Origin of the sequence: Mesorhizobium sp. KR1-2 (genome assembly GCF_040045035.1) — a bacterium.
In the GTDB taxonomy this organism is placed as follows: Bacteria; Pseudomonadota; Alphaproteobacteria; order Rhizobiales; family Rhizobiaceae; genus Pseudaminobacter.
Window position 1 is genome coordinate 605,561 of the sequence record NZ_JBDZDS010000001.1, and the last position, 14,320, is coordinate 619,880.

General features: G+C 62.7%; 13 protein-coding genes. 7 read left to right on the top strand and 6 right to left on the bottom strand.

Annotation, left to right across the window (positions count from 1 at the left end):
- The first annotated feature begins 154 nt into the window (after positions 1–154).
- On the top strand, positions 155–2,467 hold the full coding sequence (locus ABLE85_RS02895) for a xanthine dehydrogenase family protein molybdopterin-binding subunit (RefSeq protein ID WP_348791166.1): 2,313 nt from the start codon (positions 155–157) through the stop codon (positions 2,465–2,467).
- Positions 2,431–3,414, top strand: coding sequence for a DMT family transporter (locus ABLE85_RS02900; protein WP_348791167.1), 984 nt, complete (start codon positions 2,431–2,433; stop codon positions 3,412–3,414). Before ABLE85_RS02895 ends, ABLE85_RS02900 begins: the two co-directional genes overlap by 37 nt.
- A gap of 98 nt (positions 3,415–3,512) precedes the next feature.
- On the opposite strand, the gene ABLE85_RS02905 is transcribed toward ABLE85_RS02900, so the two are convergent.
- Entirely contained in the window at positions 3,513–4,385 is an 873-nt protein-coding gene (locus ABLE85_RS02905; protein WP_348791168.1) for a uracil-DNA glycosylase, read from the bottom strand.
- 35 nt (positions 4,386–4,420) lie between these two features.
- Positions 4,421–5,086 (bottom strand): hypothetical protein, encoded by a 666-nt coding sequence (locus ABLE85_RS02910; protein WP_348791452.1) that lies wholly within the window; start codon positions 5,084–5,086, stop codon positions 4,421–4,423.
- 233 nt (positions 5,087–5,319) lie between these two features.
- Between ABLE85_RS02910 and ABLE85_RS02915 the strand changes: the two genes are divergently transcribed.
- Positions 5,320–6,972: an electron transfer flavoprotein-ubiquinone oxidoreductase gene (locus ABLE85_RS02915; protein WP_348791169.1), complete on the top strand. Its 1,653-nt coding sequence runs from the start codon at positions 5,320–5,322 to the stop codon at positions 6,970–6,972.
- A gap of 104 nt (positions 6,973–7,076) precedes the next feature.
- Positions 7,077–7,667, top strand: coding sequence for a DUF922 domain-containing protein (locus ABLE85_RS02920; protein ID WP_348791170.1), 591 nt, complete (start codon positions 7,077–7,079; stop codon positions 7,665–7,667).
- Positions 7,668–7,736: 69 nt separating this feature from the next.
- Here the strand turns inward: ABLE85_RS02920 and ABLE85_RS02925 are convergent, their stop codons facing one another.
- The 3 genes from ABLE85_RS02925 to ABLE85_RS02935 all read right to left on the bottom strand — a co-directional run bounded on the left by ABLE85_RS02925 (position 7,737) and on the right by ABLE85_RS02935 (position 10,669).
- A complete protein-coding gene (locus ABLE85_RS02925) occupies positions 7,737–8,780 on the bottom strand; it encodes an endonuclease/exonuclease/phosphatase family protein (protein ID WP_348791171.1) in 1,044 nt (347 codons plus the stop codon).
- 123 nt (positions 8,781–8,903) lie between these two features.
- On the bottom strand, positions 8,904–10,406 hold the full coding sequence (locus ABLE85_RS02930; protein WP_348791172.1) for an AMP nucleosidase: 1,503 nt from the start codon (positions 10,404–10,406) through the stop codon (positions 8,904–8,906).
- Between the two features lie 68 nt (positions 10,407–10,474).
- Positions 10,475–10,669: a hypothetical protein gene (locus ABLE85_RS02935; protein ID WP_348791173.1), complete on the bottom strand. Its 195-nt coding sequence runs from the start codon at positions 10,667–10,669 to the stop codon at positions 10,475–10,477.
- 379 nt (positions 10,670–11,048) lie between these two features.
- Here ABLE85_RS02935 and ABLE85_RS02940 point away from each other — a divergent pair, with 379 nt between their 5' ends.
- Positions 11,049–11,759, top strand: coding sequence for a glutathione S-transferase N-terminal domain-containing protein (locus ABLE85_RS02940; RefSeq protein WP_348791174.1), 711 nt, complete (start codon positions 11,049–11,051; stop codon positions 11,757–11,759).
- A 75-nt stretch (positions 11,760–11,834) separates the two neighbouring features.
- On the opposite strand, the gene ABLE85_RS02945 is transcribed toward ABLE85_RS02940, so the two are convergent.
- Complete coding sequence (locus ABLE85_RS02945) at positions 11,835–12,182, bottom strand: DUF2147 domain-containing protein (protein WP_348791175.1); 348 nt, start codon at positions 12,180–12,182, stop codon at positions 11,835–11,837.
- 433 nt (positions 12,183–12,615) lie between these two features.
- Between ABLE85_RS02945 and ABLE85_RS02950 the strand changes: the two genes are divergently transcribed.
- Positions 12,616–12,882 (top strand): sel1 repeat family protein, encoded by a 267-nt coding sequence (locus tag ABLE85_RS02950; protein ID WP_348791176.1) that lies wholly within the window; start codon positions 12,616–12,618, stop codon positions 12,880–12,882.
- A 298-nt stretch (positions 12,883–13,180) separates the two neighbouring features.
- A complete protein-coding gene (locus ABLE85_RS02955) occupies positions 13,181–14,302 on the top strand; it encodes an ABC transporter substrate-binding protein (RefSeq protein WP_348791177.1) in 1,122 nt (373 codons plus the stop codon).
- Positions 14,303–14,320: the final 18 nt, after the last annotated feature.

A 14,320-nucleotide genomic window follows, 5' to 3' on the forward strand; every position in this document is an offset into this window, starting at 1 on the left:
GCCTTGCAGTCGGTGCGAGCCATGTCGCCGGGCCGCTCGCAACTGGCCCACAAAAAGTTGGCGGAACTGCCATTTACACGAAACCTCCCCTCGACAAAACTTGCCTGAGACCTAATTCACGCCCACACTCTCCACCGAACCTTGCGGGAATGTCATGACTGTCGTCACGCCCAGATTCGGAGTGGGCGCATCCGTCTTGCGCGTCGAAGATTCGGCTTTCATCACTGGCCGAGGTCGCTACACCGACGACATCTCCCTGCCGGGGATGCTGCATGGTTTCGTTCTGCGTTCGCCGATGGCCAAGGCAACCGTAAGGATGGTTTCCGTTGACGCGGCCAAAAATGCGCCCGGCGTCCATCTCGTTCTCACCAGCGCCGAGCTTGCCGGTCTCGGCGATCTCAAGTCCAGCGTCATGCAGAAGCAGCCGGACGGCTCGCGCGCGCAGACCCGCGACATTCCCATCCTTTGCCGCGACCGCGTGCATCATGTCGGCGATGCCGTCGCCTTCGTGGTCGCAGACAGCCGCGCCCAGGCGCAGGACGCGGCCGAGCTGATCGAGGTGGAATACGATGCCGAGGCGGCGGCCAACGACACTGCGACCGCGCTTGACCCTGGCACGCCGCTGGTCTGGCCCGAACTCGGTTCGAACCGCGCTTTCCTCTACGAGATCGGCGATGTGGCCAAGACCGAGAAGGCCTTTGCCTCGGCGAGCAGGGTTTCGCGTGTCGTCTTCGTCAACAACCGCCTCGTCAGCAATTTCATGGAACCGCGCGCGGCGATCGGCGAGTGGCATGCTGGTGAGGGCCGCTACCAGCTCACGACCGGTTCGCAGGGTGTGCATTCCATGCGCTCCATCCTCGCCGGGCAGGTCTTCAATATCGAGCCGCAGAAGCTGCGCGTGGTGACGCCGGATGTCGGTGGCGGCTTCGGCACCAAGGCCTTCGTCTATCGCGAGCATGCCTTGGTACTCGAGGCTGCGCGCCGCCTTGGACGGCCCGTCAAATGGGTTGGTGACCGCACCGAACATTTTCTGGCCGATGCGCAGGGGCGCGACAATGCCGTCACCGCCGAGATGGCCATGGACGATGACGGCCGGTTCCTGGGGCTGCGCGTGCGCACGCTGGCCAATGTCGGTGCCTATTGCTCTCAATACGGTCCGTTCATTCCCTATATCGGCGCGACCATGTCGACCGGTGTCTACGACATCGGGGCCTTGGCGGTTACCGTCGCCGGCGTCTACACCAACACTACGCCTGTCGATGCCTATCGCGGTGCCGGGCGTCCCGAAGCAGCCTTCATGATCGAAAAGCTGGTCGACGTTTGTGCCCGCGACCTGGGCATGGGGCCAGACGAGATCCGCCGCCGCAATTTCATCAGGCCGGGGCAGTTTCCCTATCGCACCCAGTCTGGGCGTCTTTATGACGTCGGCGAATTCGAAGCGCACATGCACCTCGCCATGGAGCGGGCTGGTTGGGACGGTTTCGAGGGCCGCCTCGAGCAGTCCAGGGCGGCCGGCAGGATCCGTGGCATCGGCATGGCGACCTATGTAGAGGCGAGCGCCTTTCCCGGCTCCGAACCCGCCTATCTGGAACTCCATCCGGACGGTTCGCTGACGCTGGCAATCGGTACCCAATCGAACGGGCAAGGCCATGCCACCGCCTACGCGCAGTTCGTGGCGGAAAAGCTCAACGTCGATGTCGCAAGGGTGAAGGTGCAGCAAGGCGATACCGATCGCCTGGAGACGGGCGGTGGCACCGGCGGCTCCCGGTCCATCCCGCTGGGCGGGGTTTCCGCATCCCGCGCGGGCGAGGCCTTGGCCGAGAAATTGCGCCGGATTGCGGCCGACGAGCTGGAAGCGGCGCCGGCCGACATCGAACTGGTCGACGGCAGCGCGCGCATCGTCGGCACGGACCGTTCGATCGGCTTTGCCGAGATCGCCAAGGCCGCCAAGAAGCCGGAAGACCTGAGGGCGGCCGGTGACTTCGTCCAACACGAGGCCACCTATCCCAACGGCACGCATATCTGCGAGCTCGAGATCGACCCCGATACCGGCCATGTCGAAATCCTCGCCTATACGATCGTCGACGACTTCGGGGTCACCGTGAATCCGATCCTGCTTGCCGGCCAGATTCATGGCGGCGTCGTCCAGGGCATCGGACAGGCCTTGAGCGAAGGCACCGTCTATGGCGAGGACGGGCAGATGCTGACGGCGAGCTTCATGGACTACGCGGTGCCGCGTGCGGACAGCGTGCCGGGGTTCCATTTCGAGACCCGCAACGTGCCGTCCACCACCAATGCCCTCGGCATGAAGGGGGCGGGCGAGGCGGGTACCATAGGTGCGGCGCCGGCCACCATGAACGCCGTTACCGACGCGCTTTACCGCGCCTATGGTATCCGGCATATCGACATGCCGGCGACGCCGTCGCGCATATGGAAGACGATCAGGGACGCCGTGGCAGCAAAGTGAATAAATCCGAGAGTTCGCGGGTCAACAAGCCGCTCACCGGCATCGCCTTCAAGGTCGTATCCGTCGCCGTCTTCGTAGCCATGTCGTCACTGATCAAGGCGGCGGGGCCGTTGCCGTCCGGGCAGATCGTCTTCTTCCGTTCCTTCTTCGCGATTCCGCTGATCCTGGTTTTCCTGGGGGTCAACAAGGAGTTGTTCACCGCATTTCACACCGCGCGTCCGCTGAACCACATCCTTCGCGGCACGGTCGGCGTGACGGCGATGTGGCTCGGCTTCTTCGCGCTCACGCGGCTGCCGTTGCCTGAGGCGATCACGCTGAACTATGCCCAGCCGCTGCTGGTGGTCGTCTTCAGCTCGATTTTTCTAGGTGAGTCCATCCGCGTCTACCGCTGGAGCGCCGTCGTCGTCGGCCTTGTCGGCGTCTGCATCATTTCGTGGCCCAAGCTCACCCTGTTCGGCGGCGAGGCCGGGATCGGCAATAACGAAATGCTCGGCGTCGTCGCGGCACTGGTGGGCGCGGCCGTGTCGGCGATCGCCATGATCGTGGTGCGTAGCCTGGTGCACACGGAACGGACCTCGACGATCGTGCTGTGGTTCTCGCTCACGGCGACCCTGTTGTCGCTGATCACCTATCCGTTCGGCTGGGCATCATTGACCACCACGCAGGCCGCCTTGCTCATCCTGGCCGGTTGTTGCGGCGGCCTTGGCCAGATCCTCATGACCGAAGCCTATCGCTACGCGGAAGCCTCCACAGTCGCGCCGTTCGAGTATACGTCGATGATCCTCGGCATAGGGGTGGGCTACTTCGCCTTCGGTGACGTGCCGACGATCCACATGCTGGTGGGCGGCATCATCGTGGTCGGCGCCGGCATCTTCATCATCTGGCGTGAACAACGCCTCGGTCTGGAGCGCAGAGCCGCCCGCAAGGCAGCCCCTTCGCAGGTCTGAGCGGTAGCCAACGCTTGCAATTCCGATTCCGAAACAACCGCTTGGCCCGGCAGTCGGATTCAACTCCTGAGGTCTCGGACTCCAGAGGGAGCTTCGGCCTAGCCAAGCTCCTTGAGCTTTGCCTTCACTTCTAGGAAATCCCGCCAGGCGAGTTTCTTGTGGGCGGGGTTTCGCAGCAGATAGGCCGGGTGCAGCGTCGGCATCGCCGGAATAACCTCGCCGGACTTCGTCTGATGCGTGCGCCAGTTGCCGCGAAGACGCAGGATGCCCTCGGTCGTGTCGAGCAGCAGCTTGGCCGACGGCCCGCCGAGCGTCACCAGAACCTTGGGATTGGCAAGTTCGATCTGCCGCTCGATGAACGGACGGCAGATCTCGGTCTCATGGGGCGTGGGCGTCCGGTTGCCCGGCGGCCGCCAGGGAATGACGTTCGCGATGTAGACCGAGTTGCGGTCAAGCCCGATGGACGCGAGCATGCGGTCTAGCAGCTGTCCCGAGCGGCCGACGAAGGGCAGGCCTTCCAGATCCTCATCGCGCCCTGGGGCTTCGCCGACCAGCATCACCGCGCCTTCGGGATTGCCGTCGGCAAAGACCAGGTTCTTGGCGGTGAATTTCAGGTTGCAGCCGTCGAAGGCGGCCATCTTCTCGCGCAGTTCATCGAGCGTGTTGGCGCTGGCCGCCAGCTCGCGCGCAAGTGCGGCCTGCGCTTCGTCGGGCACGGCGGCGGGCGCGGCAGGCCGGGGCGGGGGGGCAGCTCGGTCGGGCGCTGCAGCACGCATCTGCGCGGGCGAGGCACGGTCCTGGGACCTGCCTGCCGGGGATGCGGCGGAAATCTGCGGAGCGCTCTGTGCCGGCCCGGGATCGCTGAAACGGTCAACGGGATCCTCTGCCAGCGCGTCGTAGACGCCGGCTTCGGCATAGAAGGCGAGCAGCTCGCGCAAGTCCGGCTGCTCATGTCGGGGGCTGAAGGTCATGTCCTACAATCTTCCGCGCGCGCCGCGAATGCAAGTCAGGTCGAGGGGATGCGCGGGTACTGCACCAGATAAAATACGTTTGTCGGGGTATAGTCGGTGATCAGGAAGCCGAACGAGTCGGTTTGTCGCGGGTCGATTTTGCCGTTGCGAAACAGCAGCCGGTCGTAAGGCTCGAAGTCACGGCTAAAGTCGGCAAAGCTGTCCGAGGAGATCGCATTCGCATCGCTGCGGCCCTGGTCAAAAGACAGGCCGTCGCCATAGGTGCTCGGCAGGTCCAAAATCTCCTGAAGCTCGAACTCGAACTCAACCCATGCCCGCTCGCTGGCGTTCAGCACCTCCAGCCTCATATGGACGAAGCCGTTTGCGTAGTCTCCGGAGAAGTCGAAGGCCCGGACTGGTTTGGTGGCGCGGATCGCCAATGTCACCGGGCTTGCCGAATAGAGTTCTTCGCCGATGACGACTGGGTCTGCTTTCGTACCGCTACCTGTCACGGAGCGGATGCGAAAGCCCCCCAGTTCGTCGGAAAAGGAATATGCGCCGGCAAGCCAGGGAGTGCCATGAGCCGCATCCTCGGCATGGGCGGAGCGGAGAAAGGAAAGGGCTGCGGCGAGGAGAAGAATGACCGGAAGCAGCGGAGCCGCAGTGCGGCGCGCCGCGCCAGAACGCACCGATACTGACCGGGCAGGCTCGATGTGACGCATGGACTCAGTATGGCTGAGAAACGGGCCGCCGAAAATTCCCAAATTCGGGTTGCGACACCGCACTTGATTGACGTTTACGTCAACGCTGTCTAGCTTGCGCGGCCGGAAATGATATGATGTTGCAAACTCCGCGATATGCCAGTTGCGTGGTTTCACGTCGCTTTCGGATGCGCTATGGAGCGCGGAAGCCAGCAGGATGGCCTGACGGTCCCTAAGTCAGTGCGGAGGAATTGATGAGCGAGATTGAACGCGAGAGCATGGAATTCGACGTGGTCATCGTCGGCGCTGGGCCGGCTGGCCTGTCGGCCGCGATTCGATTGAAGCAAATCAATCCCGAACTTTCCGTCGTCGTTCTGGAAAAGGGTGCCGAGGTCGGCGCGCACATCCTGTCCGGCGCGGTCGTCGACCCGATCGGCATCGACCGGCTGCTGCCGAACTGGCGCGAGGATTCCGAGCATCCGTTCAAGACCCCGGTGACGGACGATCATTTCCTGGTGCTCGGGCCTGCCGGCTCGGTGCGCCTGCCGAACATCCTGATGCCGCCGCTGATGAGCAATCACGGAAACTACATCGTCTCGCTTGGCAATGTCTGCCGCTGGCTGGCCGGACATGCCGAGGCGCTGGGCGTCGAGATCTATCCGGGCTTTGCAGCAGCCGACCTGATCTACAATGACGAAGGCGCCGTCACCGGCGTCGTGACCGGCGACATGGGCGTCGAGCGCGACGGTTCGCACGGCCCCAATTTTGCGCCCGGCATGGCGCTGCTCGGCAAATATGTGCTGATCGGCGAGGGCGCGCGAGGTTCGCTCGCCAAGAAGCTGATCGCCAAGTACAAGCTGGATGACGGCCGCGAGCCGGGCAAGTTCGGTATCGGCCTGAAGGAACTCTGGCAGGTGGCGCCGGAAAAGAGCAAGCCGGGGCTCGTTCAGCATTCCTTCGGCTGGCCGCTCGACATGAAGACCGGCGGTGGCTCCTTCCTCTACCACCTCGAAGACAATCTTGTCGCCGTGGGCTTTGTCGTCCACCTCAACTATAAGAACCCCTATCTCTCGCCTTTCGAGGAGTTTCAGCGCTTCAAGACGCATCCGGCGATCCGCGACACTTTCGAGGGCGGCAAGCGCATCTCCTACGGCGCGCGCGCCATCACCGAGGGCGGCTGGCAGTCGGTACCGAAGCTGAGCTTCCCGGGCGGTGCGCTGATGGGCTGCTCGGCCGGCTTCGTCAACGTGCCGCGCATCAAGGGCTCGCACAATGCGGTGCTGTCGGGCATGCAGGCGGCCGAGCATGTGGCCAAGGCCATCGCCGACGGACGCAGCCACGACGAACTGACGGCGTATGAAAACGAGTGGCGCGGCACCGATATCGGCAAGGACCTGAAGAAGGTGCGCAACGTCAAGCCGCTCTGGTCGCGCTTCGGCACGCTGGTTGGCGTCGGGCTGGGCGGGCTGGACATGTGGCTGAACACGCTTTTCGGCTTCTCGCCCTTCGGCACGCTGAAGCACCGCAAGACCGACGCTGCCTCTCTTGAGCCGGCTTCAAAGCATCACAAGATCGACTACCCGAAGCCGGACGGCGTGCTAACGTTCGACCGGTTGTCGTCCGTTTTCCTGTCCAACACCAATCACGAGGAAAACCAGCCGGTCCACCTCCAGGTCAAGGACATGGGCTTGCAGAAGCGCTCCGAGCACGATGTCTTCGCAGGACCGTCAAGCCGGTACTGTCCGGCGGGCGTCTATGAGTGGGTCGAGGAAGGCGGCGATGCGAAATTCGTCATCAACGCGCAGAACTGCGTCCACTGCAAAACCTGCGACATCAAGGACCCCAATCAGAACATCAACTGGGTGCCGCCGCAGGGCGGAGAGGGGCCTGTCTACCCGAACATGTGAAATTTTTCACACAATATGTGAAATTTCTAATTAAGTGAGTGTTGATATAAGCTCCAGCTTGTGCTTTCTTGCCGGGCCTACCCCCCCTAGTTGGAGCACAACACATGCGTTCAATTGCAATTTCCGTCCTGGTGCTTGCCTGTGGCGTGGCGAATGTCGCCCACGCCGGAGGCAAGGTTTTGGTGAAAACTGAAACCTATCCGGTCAGCGGAACCACCAGCAACGCGATCATGCAGTCCATGAATCGTGGCGGCCCGAGGGAAGGTCTCCAGGCCCGTGCCATGGCGGCTACCCGTTATGACGTGCACTGGAACATGAACTGGGACAAGTCTGGCGGAGCATGCCACCTTCGCAGCGCGACCCCGACCCTGTCCCTCACCTACCGTTTCCCCAAGCTCGCCAGCCGCGTTTCGCCTGATCTGAAGCAGCGCTGGGACAGGTTCATGGTGGGCGTCCGCACCCACGAGCAGGTGCACGGCAAGATCGCCCAGGACATGGCCAACGCCGCGCAGTCGGCGCTGACGGGCATCTCCAACAACAACGACCCGAACTGCACGAAGTCGCAGGCCGAGGTCCAGCGTCGCGTCAAGGGTGTCTACAGCGAGTATGAGGGCCGCCAGCGTGGATTCGATGCCAAGGAGCACCGCCCCGGCGGCAACGTCGAAAGGCTCGTCGGCGACTTCATGAGGGGCTAAGCCCTTTCGGATCCGCGGCGTAGGAGAGGGGGGCGCGGATTTACAACCATCGGTTTCCGGCGCTCGACATCAGCCTCGTGGCTGGAGCGCCGGGCCGAGCGCGGCAGTCGAAGTTTCCGCTTCTTCTTCAGGCCTTGGGGGCGGGGCCTTGAACGAAAACTCGACCAGCACCGGCAAATGATCGGACCCGGCCTCGCCCAGCGCGCGGGCCGAGTTCACCAATACGTCTCCTTTCCGCAGGACCTGATCGATCGGCAGGCCGGCGAAGCGCAGGAAGTCGGGGAACCCGTGCCACTGCCAGGTGGGCCCGACAGAGGGCACCAGCGTCAATCCACCCATTTTGCCGACCCGCGCCACCGTCGCACTCCATGGCGTGGCATTGAAGTCGCCGGCAAGCAGGGCGGTCTCGGCCAATGAAGAGAGCGGCTCAGCAAGTTGCCTGATCTGCCAGGGCTGTTCGAACGGCCATGGCCAGCCGAGATGCAGGGCCGCCACTTCGATCGATCTTCCGCCCAGATCCAACGGTGCCACGGCAAGGGATCCTCGCTCGTAGCACCTGGCTTCTCGTCCCTCGGCAAATGGCCTCGCCGAAAGGATCGCCACGCCGAAAACCTGGTTGGGAAATGGGCAGATGATGCGATACGGGTACGCCGACGACAGCAGCGCGAGCTTCTCGGTCCACATGCCCGACACTTCGTCCAGCGTCACCACGTCGGGCCTCAGCCGTCCGATGAGCGAGAGGACCTTGTTCGGCTCGGGATTGTCATAGCGCAGGTTGAGCTGCAGCAACCGGTAGACCGGCTGCTCCTCATCCTTCGGCTCGAGCCCGGCGTGCACAGGGCCAAGCCCGAAAACCGGCATCGAAACGGAGGTGGTCGCCAGCGCGGCAAGCGCGAAGGCGAGGGCCATCGCGCCTTCCTTCCAGAACCGCCCGAACAGCAACGGCAGTGACGCCAGCGCCATCAGCACTGCGAGGTGCACGCGGAAATGCGCGAAGGAATCGAACGCCGGATGCAGCGTCCCGAAGAAGCCGGCTACCAGCGGCGTGGACAATATGAGCGTCGCGGCGAAGGCCACCACACTTGTCTTTTTGCGAAGGGATGTCCTGTTCATGCCCGTCCTTAGCGGGATGAATAGGGCTCCTTCAAGATGCCAGATGGTCGTAACCTGGCTGCCTTTGGCCCGGCCGTCGGTTGTCGTCCGTCGGCTGGCATGTCGTGTGGGCGATTGCGGCTGCTACTGGAACGCGGTTTCTGAAAAGCTGCGCAACTTGCGCGAGTGCAGGCGTTCCATCGGCATTTCGGCAAGCTTCTCCACCGCGCGGATGCCGATGCTCAGATGCTGTGCCACCTGCCGTTTGTAGAACTCCGTCGCCATGCCCGGCAGCTTCAGTTCGCCATGCAGGGGTTTGTCGGAGACGCACAGCAGCGTGCCGTAGGGGACGCGGAAGCGGAATCCGTTGGCCGCGATCGTGGCGGACTCCATGTCGAGCGCGATGGCGCGCGATTGCGAGAGCCGCTGCACCGGGCCGCGCTGGTCACGCAGTTCCCAGTTGCGGTTGTCGATGGTGGCAACGGTGCCCGTCCGCATGATGCGCTTGAGCTCGTAGCCGGAAAGGCCGGTGACCTCCGCCACGGCTTCCTGGAGCGCCACCTGAATCTCGGCGAGCGGCGGAATGGGAATCCAGACCGGCAGGTCGTCGTCCAGCACATGGTCCTCGCGGACATAGGCATGCGCCAGCACGTAGTCGCCGAGGGCCTGTGTGTTGCGTAGACCCGCGCAGTGCCCGAGCATCAGCCAGGCGTGAGGCCGCAGCACGGCGACGTGGTCGGTGATGGTCTTGGCGTTGGAGGGACCCACGCCGATGTTGATCATGGTGATGCCGCCATGCCCGGCCTTCTGCAGGTGATAGGCAGGCATTTGCGGAATACGCGCCAGGGCGACACCCTCCGAGGGCCGCGTTTCACCTGCTCGCGTCACGACATTGCCGGGCTCGACGAAGCTGTCATAGCCTCCACCGCCCTTGGCCATCAGGTCTCGGGCATAGGCGCAGAACTCATCGATGTAGAACTGGTAGTTCGTGAACAGCACGAAGTTCTGGAAATGATTGGGCGTGGTCGCCGTGTAGTGCGACAGGCGATGCAGCGAATAGTCGACCCGTTGCGCGGTGAAGGGCGCCAGTGGCTTCGGTTCGCCCGGTGGCGTCTCGAGAGTGCCATTGGCAATATGGTCGTCCGTGCCATCCAGATCCGGAACGTCGAAGAGGTCGCGGATCGGCCGTTTGATGCGGTCGGCGATGGAGCCGTCGACATGGGTGCCTTCGAGAAAGGCGAAGTGAAGCGGGATGGGTGTCGCCGATTCAGCGACGGTGACCTGCACGCCGTGATTGCGCATGATCAGGCGCAGCTGCTCGATCAGATAGCTTTCGAACAGATCGGGCCGGGTGATCGTGGTGGAGTAGCGCCCCGGCAGCGGCATGTGCCCGTAGGCCTGCCTGGAATCGATCTGCGTGTAGGAATTGGTGGTCACCCTGAGTTCGGGGTAACAGGCGCGATAGCGCTTGTACGTATCGCCTTGCTCCGCCAGCGACATGAAAGCGTTGCGCAGGAACGCGGTGTTGCGCTCGTAGAGCTGCTTGAGAGCGGCGACGGCCTCGCCGGCATTCGTGAAGCTTTGCTGCCCGAAGGGTTCCGGACAGGAGATCGTCTCGATGGGCTGTGGGTAGGTTCTCTTTTCCATAACCCAATATAGAGACTTGCTTTCGCACTTGGGAGGGGGCTGGCGAAAGCACTGCCCAAATTTTATCTTCAGGTCCGCTGCAGGCTGAGGAGTAGAACGAGGCCCGCGCCGACTTTTTCCTGAGCGGGAGCTTCGATGGTGGCACCGGTCGAGCCGCGAGCCTTCGGGATGGCCAGGATGGGTGCGGCGAGCATGCCGGCGATCAGTGCCGCCTGGGGCAGTATGCGCAGAATTTTCATGGAGAAAGAGTGGATCTTGTTCATAGTCGCGGCGCTTGTCGCAAGGGAATGAGGCTTATAAGTGGCGGCTAATATAATTGCAGGCCCATCCGCCGTCGTAATAGGAGCAGGCCCGAACTGTGCCGTGTTCCCAGGAGTGGGCGGAACGGCTCGTCTGAGCCACCAGCATCGAGAAGAACATGCCGAAAAGGGCTGTCAGCAGGCAGACGATCGTGAACCGGCGGGCAAGCATGGCGGGTCTCCTTCCAATGCCTGCGAGAATGCCTGAACGCGACTGAACGGCCTCTGAGAAGTCCGTTCATCTTAGGTTCAATTTTATTAATCGCCGTGAGCCTTGCACTCGCTTGCGTTTCCGGAGCGCCTGCTTATCTGCAAGGGACATTCCCGAACGGAGAAATCCCTCATGACGACGCAGACCAAGCCGATAGAGCTTTACTATTGGCCGACCCCGAACGGCTGGAAGATCACCATCATGCTGGAGGAACTCGGCGTTCCCTACACGATCAAATATGTGAACATCGGTCGTGGTGAGCAGTTCGAGCCGTCATTCCTCAAGATCTCGCCGAACAATCGCATGCCGGCCATTGTCGACCCGGAGGGGCCGGGTGGGGCGCCGATCTTCATTTTCGAATCCGGAGCCATTCTCCAATATCTCGGCCGCAAGTTCGGAAAGTTCTACCCGGCCGACGAACGCCAGCGCGTCGAGGTCGACCAGTGGCTGTTCTGGCAGATGGGTGGTCTTGGCCCCATGGCCGGCCAGGCGAACCATTTCCGCGTCTACGCGCCGGAAAAGGTTCCCTATGCGATCGATCGCTACACCAATGAGGTCAACCGGCTCTACGGCGTCATGAATAAGCGTTTGGCCGACCGCGATTTCCTCGCCGGCGAATACTCCATCGCCGACATCGCCTGCATCGGCTGGACCATGGGCTACGAGCGGCAGGGCCAGGATCTCAACGACTTCCCGCACCTCAAGCGCTGGTTCGAGACGATGACGTCACGGCCCGCGGTGCGCCGCGGCATCGACATCGGCAAGGAAGAGCGCGAGCGCCAGAACCTTGCCAATGATCCCGAGGCTCAGAAGGTCCTGTTCGGCCAGCGGGCCCGCGCCTGACGCACCCCGCAAAATGAACGGCCCGCGTAGCGCTCGCTCGCGGGCCGTTCATGGGTCCGGGCTTCCGCTTGGCCCTCAGAGCTTCGTCCAGTCCTGGCCCTTGCAGATCAGGCCGCCGAGCACGCAGCCGCTCATCTTGATCGAGGCGCCGTTGAGCTTGGCCTTGCCCTTGTAGGTCTTGTCGTCGGCCGGATCGGTAATGGAGCCGGCGTAGTTGCCGTCGCCGCTGGCCGTCATCTTGCCGATCTGCTTGCCGGCATGCTTGCCGGTCTTGAGCGTGATGCAAAACGCGCCGTCGCCGCAAGAGCCGATGGCCGCGGTCTCTCCGCTTTGTGTCTTCCAGTTGCCTTCGATCGGGTCGGCATATGCGGCGCCGGCCATCAGCATCACTGCGGCAACGGCCATGCTCATTTTGCGAAACATCGGTGTCCTCCCTGTAGGCGCCGGGCGGTCGACCTCGCGTTCTCGCGTCGTTCCGCCCTTTACGCAAACGTAAGCTATTCCAACATCCTGGAAAACGAAAGCGGTGCCGTAGCGGAAGGCTGGGACGGATTTTGCGAGCGCCTGTGGCGGGAAACTTGCCGGCTTCCGATTGGGTTGCACCTATTCGTGGTTACGAAACGGTTGCGCGCCGGCTGTCGAATTTTCATCGAATTTTCCCGAAATCCCGGGCGCTTCCTGCATTCGTATCATTAATGAATTCAGTAATTTACCAGTTGTTCGGACTTTGTTTGCGCCTGATTAAGCACGCGGTTTAACGGCGAATTCAAGCCTCAGGTTCATGCTTCGAAGCATCGGAAGGGCAGCCCGCGACGACAGAAAGAGGCGCTCTCCACAACGGACAGGGACCTTCGAGATGGCACGTTTTGAAATGTTTGAGGCCGGCCTTGGCGCGATGGGCAACTCCGCACAGGCCGACGTTCTTTTCGAGCTTGGCATGATGTACGCAACCGGCCGCGACTGTCAGGTCGATGTCGTCGCTGCCCACAAGTGGCTCAACATCGCCGCGATCAAGGGCTCGGCCCGCGCTGCCGAACTGCGCGCCGAACTTTCCGCATCTATGTCGAAGCCCGAGATCGCGCAGGCCCTGCGTGAGGCGCGCGAATGGATGACGATGCACTGAGCCGACGGCTCGACCATTGAACACATGCCGGGTTCAGGCTGCGCAGACGGCCGGGCCCCATCAAAAGAACGCGGCAGCTTGGAGGCGGGCCGGCCGCGCATGTCACAACGGCGACTGACGCCGGCGAGCGGGGGACGCCCGCGACGCCGCAAGCATGAAGGCCGCGATCGGCAATAATCTTGCCGGTCGCGGCCTTCTTGCTTTGATATTGTTGCATCGCTCCCACGGCTGATGGTAATTGCGCCGCGCCTGGAATAATTATGGCACACGGCGTTTTGCCGATATCGGAGGACATAACGTGATCAAGAAAACGATTCTGGGAGCTGCTCTTGTCGGCTTCGTGTTGGCGGCACAGGCAGCGCGCGCCGACGACATCACCATTGCTGTTGCGGGGCCGATGACCGGCCAGCTTGCAACCATCGGTGACCAGTTCAAGCAGGGCGCGGAAGCTGCGGTCAAGGCCGTCAACGAGAAGGGCGGCGTTATGGGTCGCCAGCTCAAGCTGTCGATCGAAGACGACGTCTGCGATCCCAAGCAGGCCGTGTCGGTCGCCAACCGCATCGTCGCCAATGGCATCAAGTTCATCGACGGCCACGCCTGCTCCGGCTCGAGCATTCCGGCCTCGGCCGTTTATGCCGAGAGCGGCTACCTGATGATGAGCCCGGCCTCGTCGAACCCGGTTATGACGGACGATGCCGCCGCGAAGGGCTGGCCGACCATCATGCGCCTCTATACGCGCGACGACGCCCAGGGCGCCTTCATGGGCCCGTGGATCGCCAAGAAATATGCGGGCAAGAACGTCGTCATCCTGCACGACAAGAGCGCATACGGTCAGGGCGTGGCCGATGCTGTCCGCAAGACGATGAATGACGGCGGCCTGAAGGAGGTCATGTACGAAGGCCTCAACGCCGGCGAGAAGGACTATTCGGCTCTGGTGACCAAGCTGAAGGAACTGAAGGCCGATGTGGTCTATTTCGGTGGCTATCACCCGGAAGCCGGCCTGATGCTGCGTCAGGCTTCGGAGCAGGGCTTCAAGTTCCAGCTGATCATGCCCGACTCGATCGCCTCGCCGGAATTCTGGCAGGTCGCCGGCCCGGCTGGCGAAGGCACGATGTTCGTGTTCCCGTCGGACCCACAGGCCAAGCCTGAGGCGAAGGAAGCTGTTGAGAACATCAAGGCCGGCGGCTTCGTGCCGGAAGGCTTCACCCTGTTCTCGTACGCCGTGATCCAGGCCTTCGCTCAGGGCATCGAGCGCGCCGGCACCGACGATCCGATGAAGGTCGCCGAAGCGCTGAAGAACGGCGAGCCGATCCACACCGTCGTGGGCGACGTGACCTTCGACGAGAAGGGCGACCTCAAGAACGCCTCCTACGACATCAACCAGTGGCACGACGGCAAGTACGCTCCGATCGAGCAGTAATGCCTGTCGCCGCGCTGG

Coding starts and splice junctions, on each gene's coding strand:
- ABLE85_RS02895 (WP_348791166.1), top strand. CDS start 155: ATGACTGTCGTCACGCCCAGATTCGGAGTGGGCGCATCCGTCTTGCGC.
- ABLE85_RS02900 (WP_348791167.1), top strand. CDS start 2,431: ATGGAAGACGATCAGGGACGCCGTGGCAGCAAAGTGAATAAATCCGAG.
- ABLE85_RS02905 (WP_348791168.1), bottom strand. CDS start 4,385: ATGACCTTCAGCCCCCGACATGAGCAGCCGGACTTGCGCGAGCTGCTC.
- ABLE85_RS02910 (WP_348791452.1), bottom strand. CDS start 5,086: ATGCGTCACATCGAGCCTGCCCGGTCAGTATCGGTGCGTTCTGGCGCG.
- ABLE85_RS02915 (WP_348791169.1), top strand. CDS start 5,320: ATGAGCGAGATTGAACGCGAGAGCATGGAATTCGACGTGGTCATCGTC.
- ABLE85_RS02920 (WP_348791170.1), top strand. CDS start 7,077: ATGCGTTCAATTGCAATTTCCGTCCTGGTGCTTGCCTGTGGCGTGGCG.
- ABLE85_RS02925 (WP_348791171.1), bottom strand. CDS start 8,780: ATGAACAGGACATCCCTTCGCAAAAAGACAAGTGTGGTGGCCTTCGCC.
- ABLE85_RS02930 (WP_348791172.1), bottom strand. CDS start 10,406: ATGGAAAAGAGAACCTACCCACAGCCCATCGAGACGATCTCCTGTCCG.
- ABLE85_RS02935 (WP_348791173.1), bottom strand. CDS start 10,669: ATGAACAAGATCCACTCTTTCTCCATGAAAATTCTGCGCATACTGCCC.
- ABLE85_RS02940 (WP_348791174.1), top strand. CDS start 11,049: ATGACGACGCAGACCAAGCCGATAGAGCTTTACTATTGGCCGACCCCG.
- ABLE85_RS02945 (WP_348791175.1), bottom strand. CDS start 12,182: ATGTTTCGCAAAATGAGCATGGCCGTTGCCGCAGTGATGCTGATGGCC.
- ABLE85_RS02950 (WP_348791176.1), top strand. CDS start 12,616: ATGGCACGTTTTGAAATGTTTGAGGCCGGCCTTGGCGCGATGGGCAAC.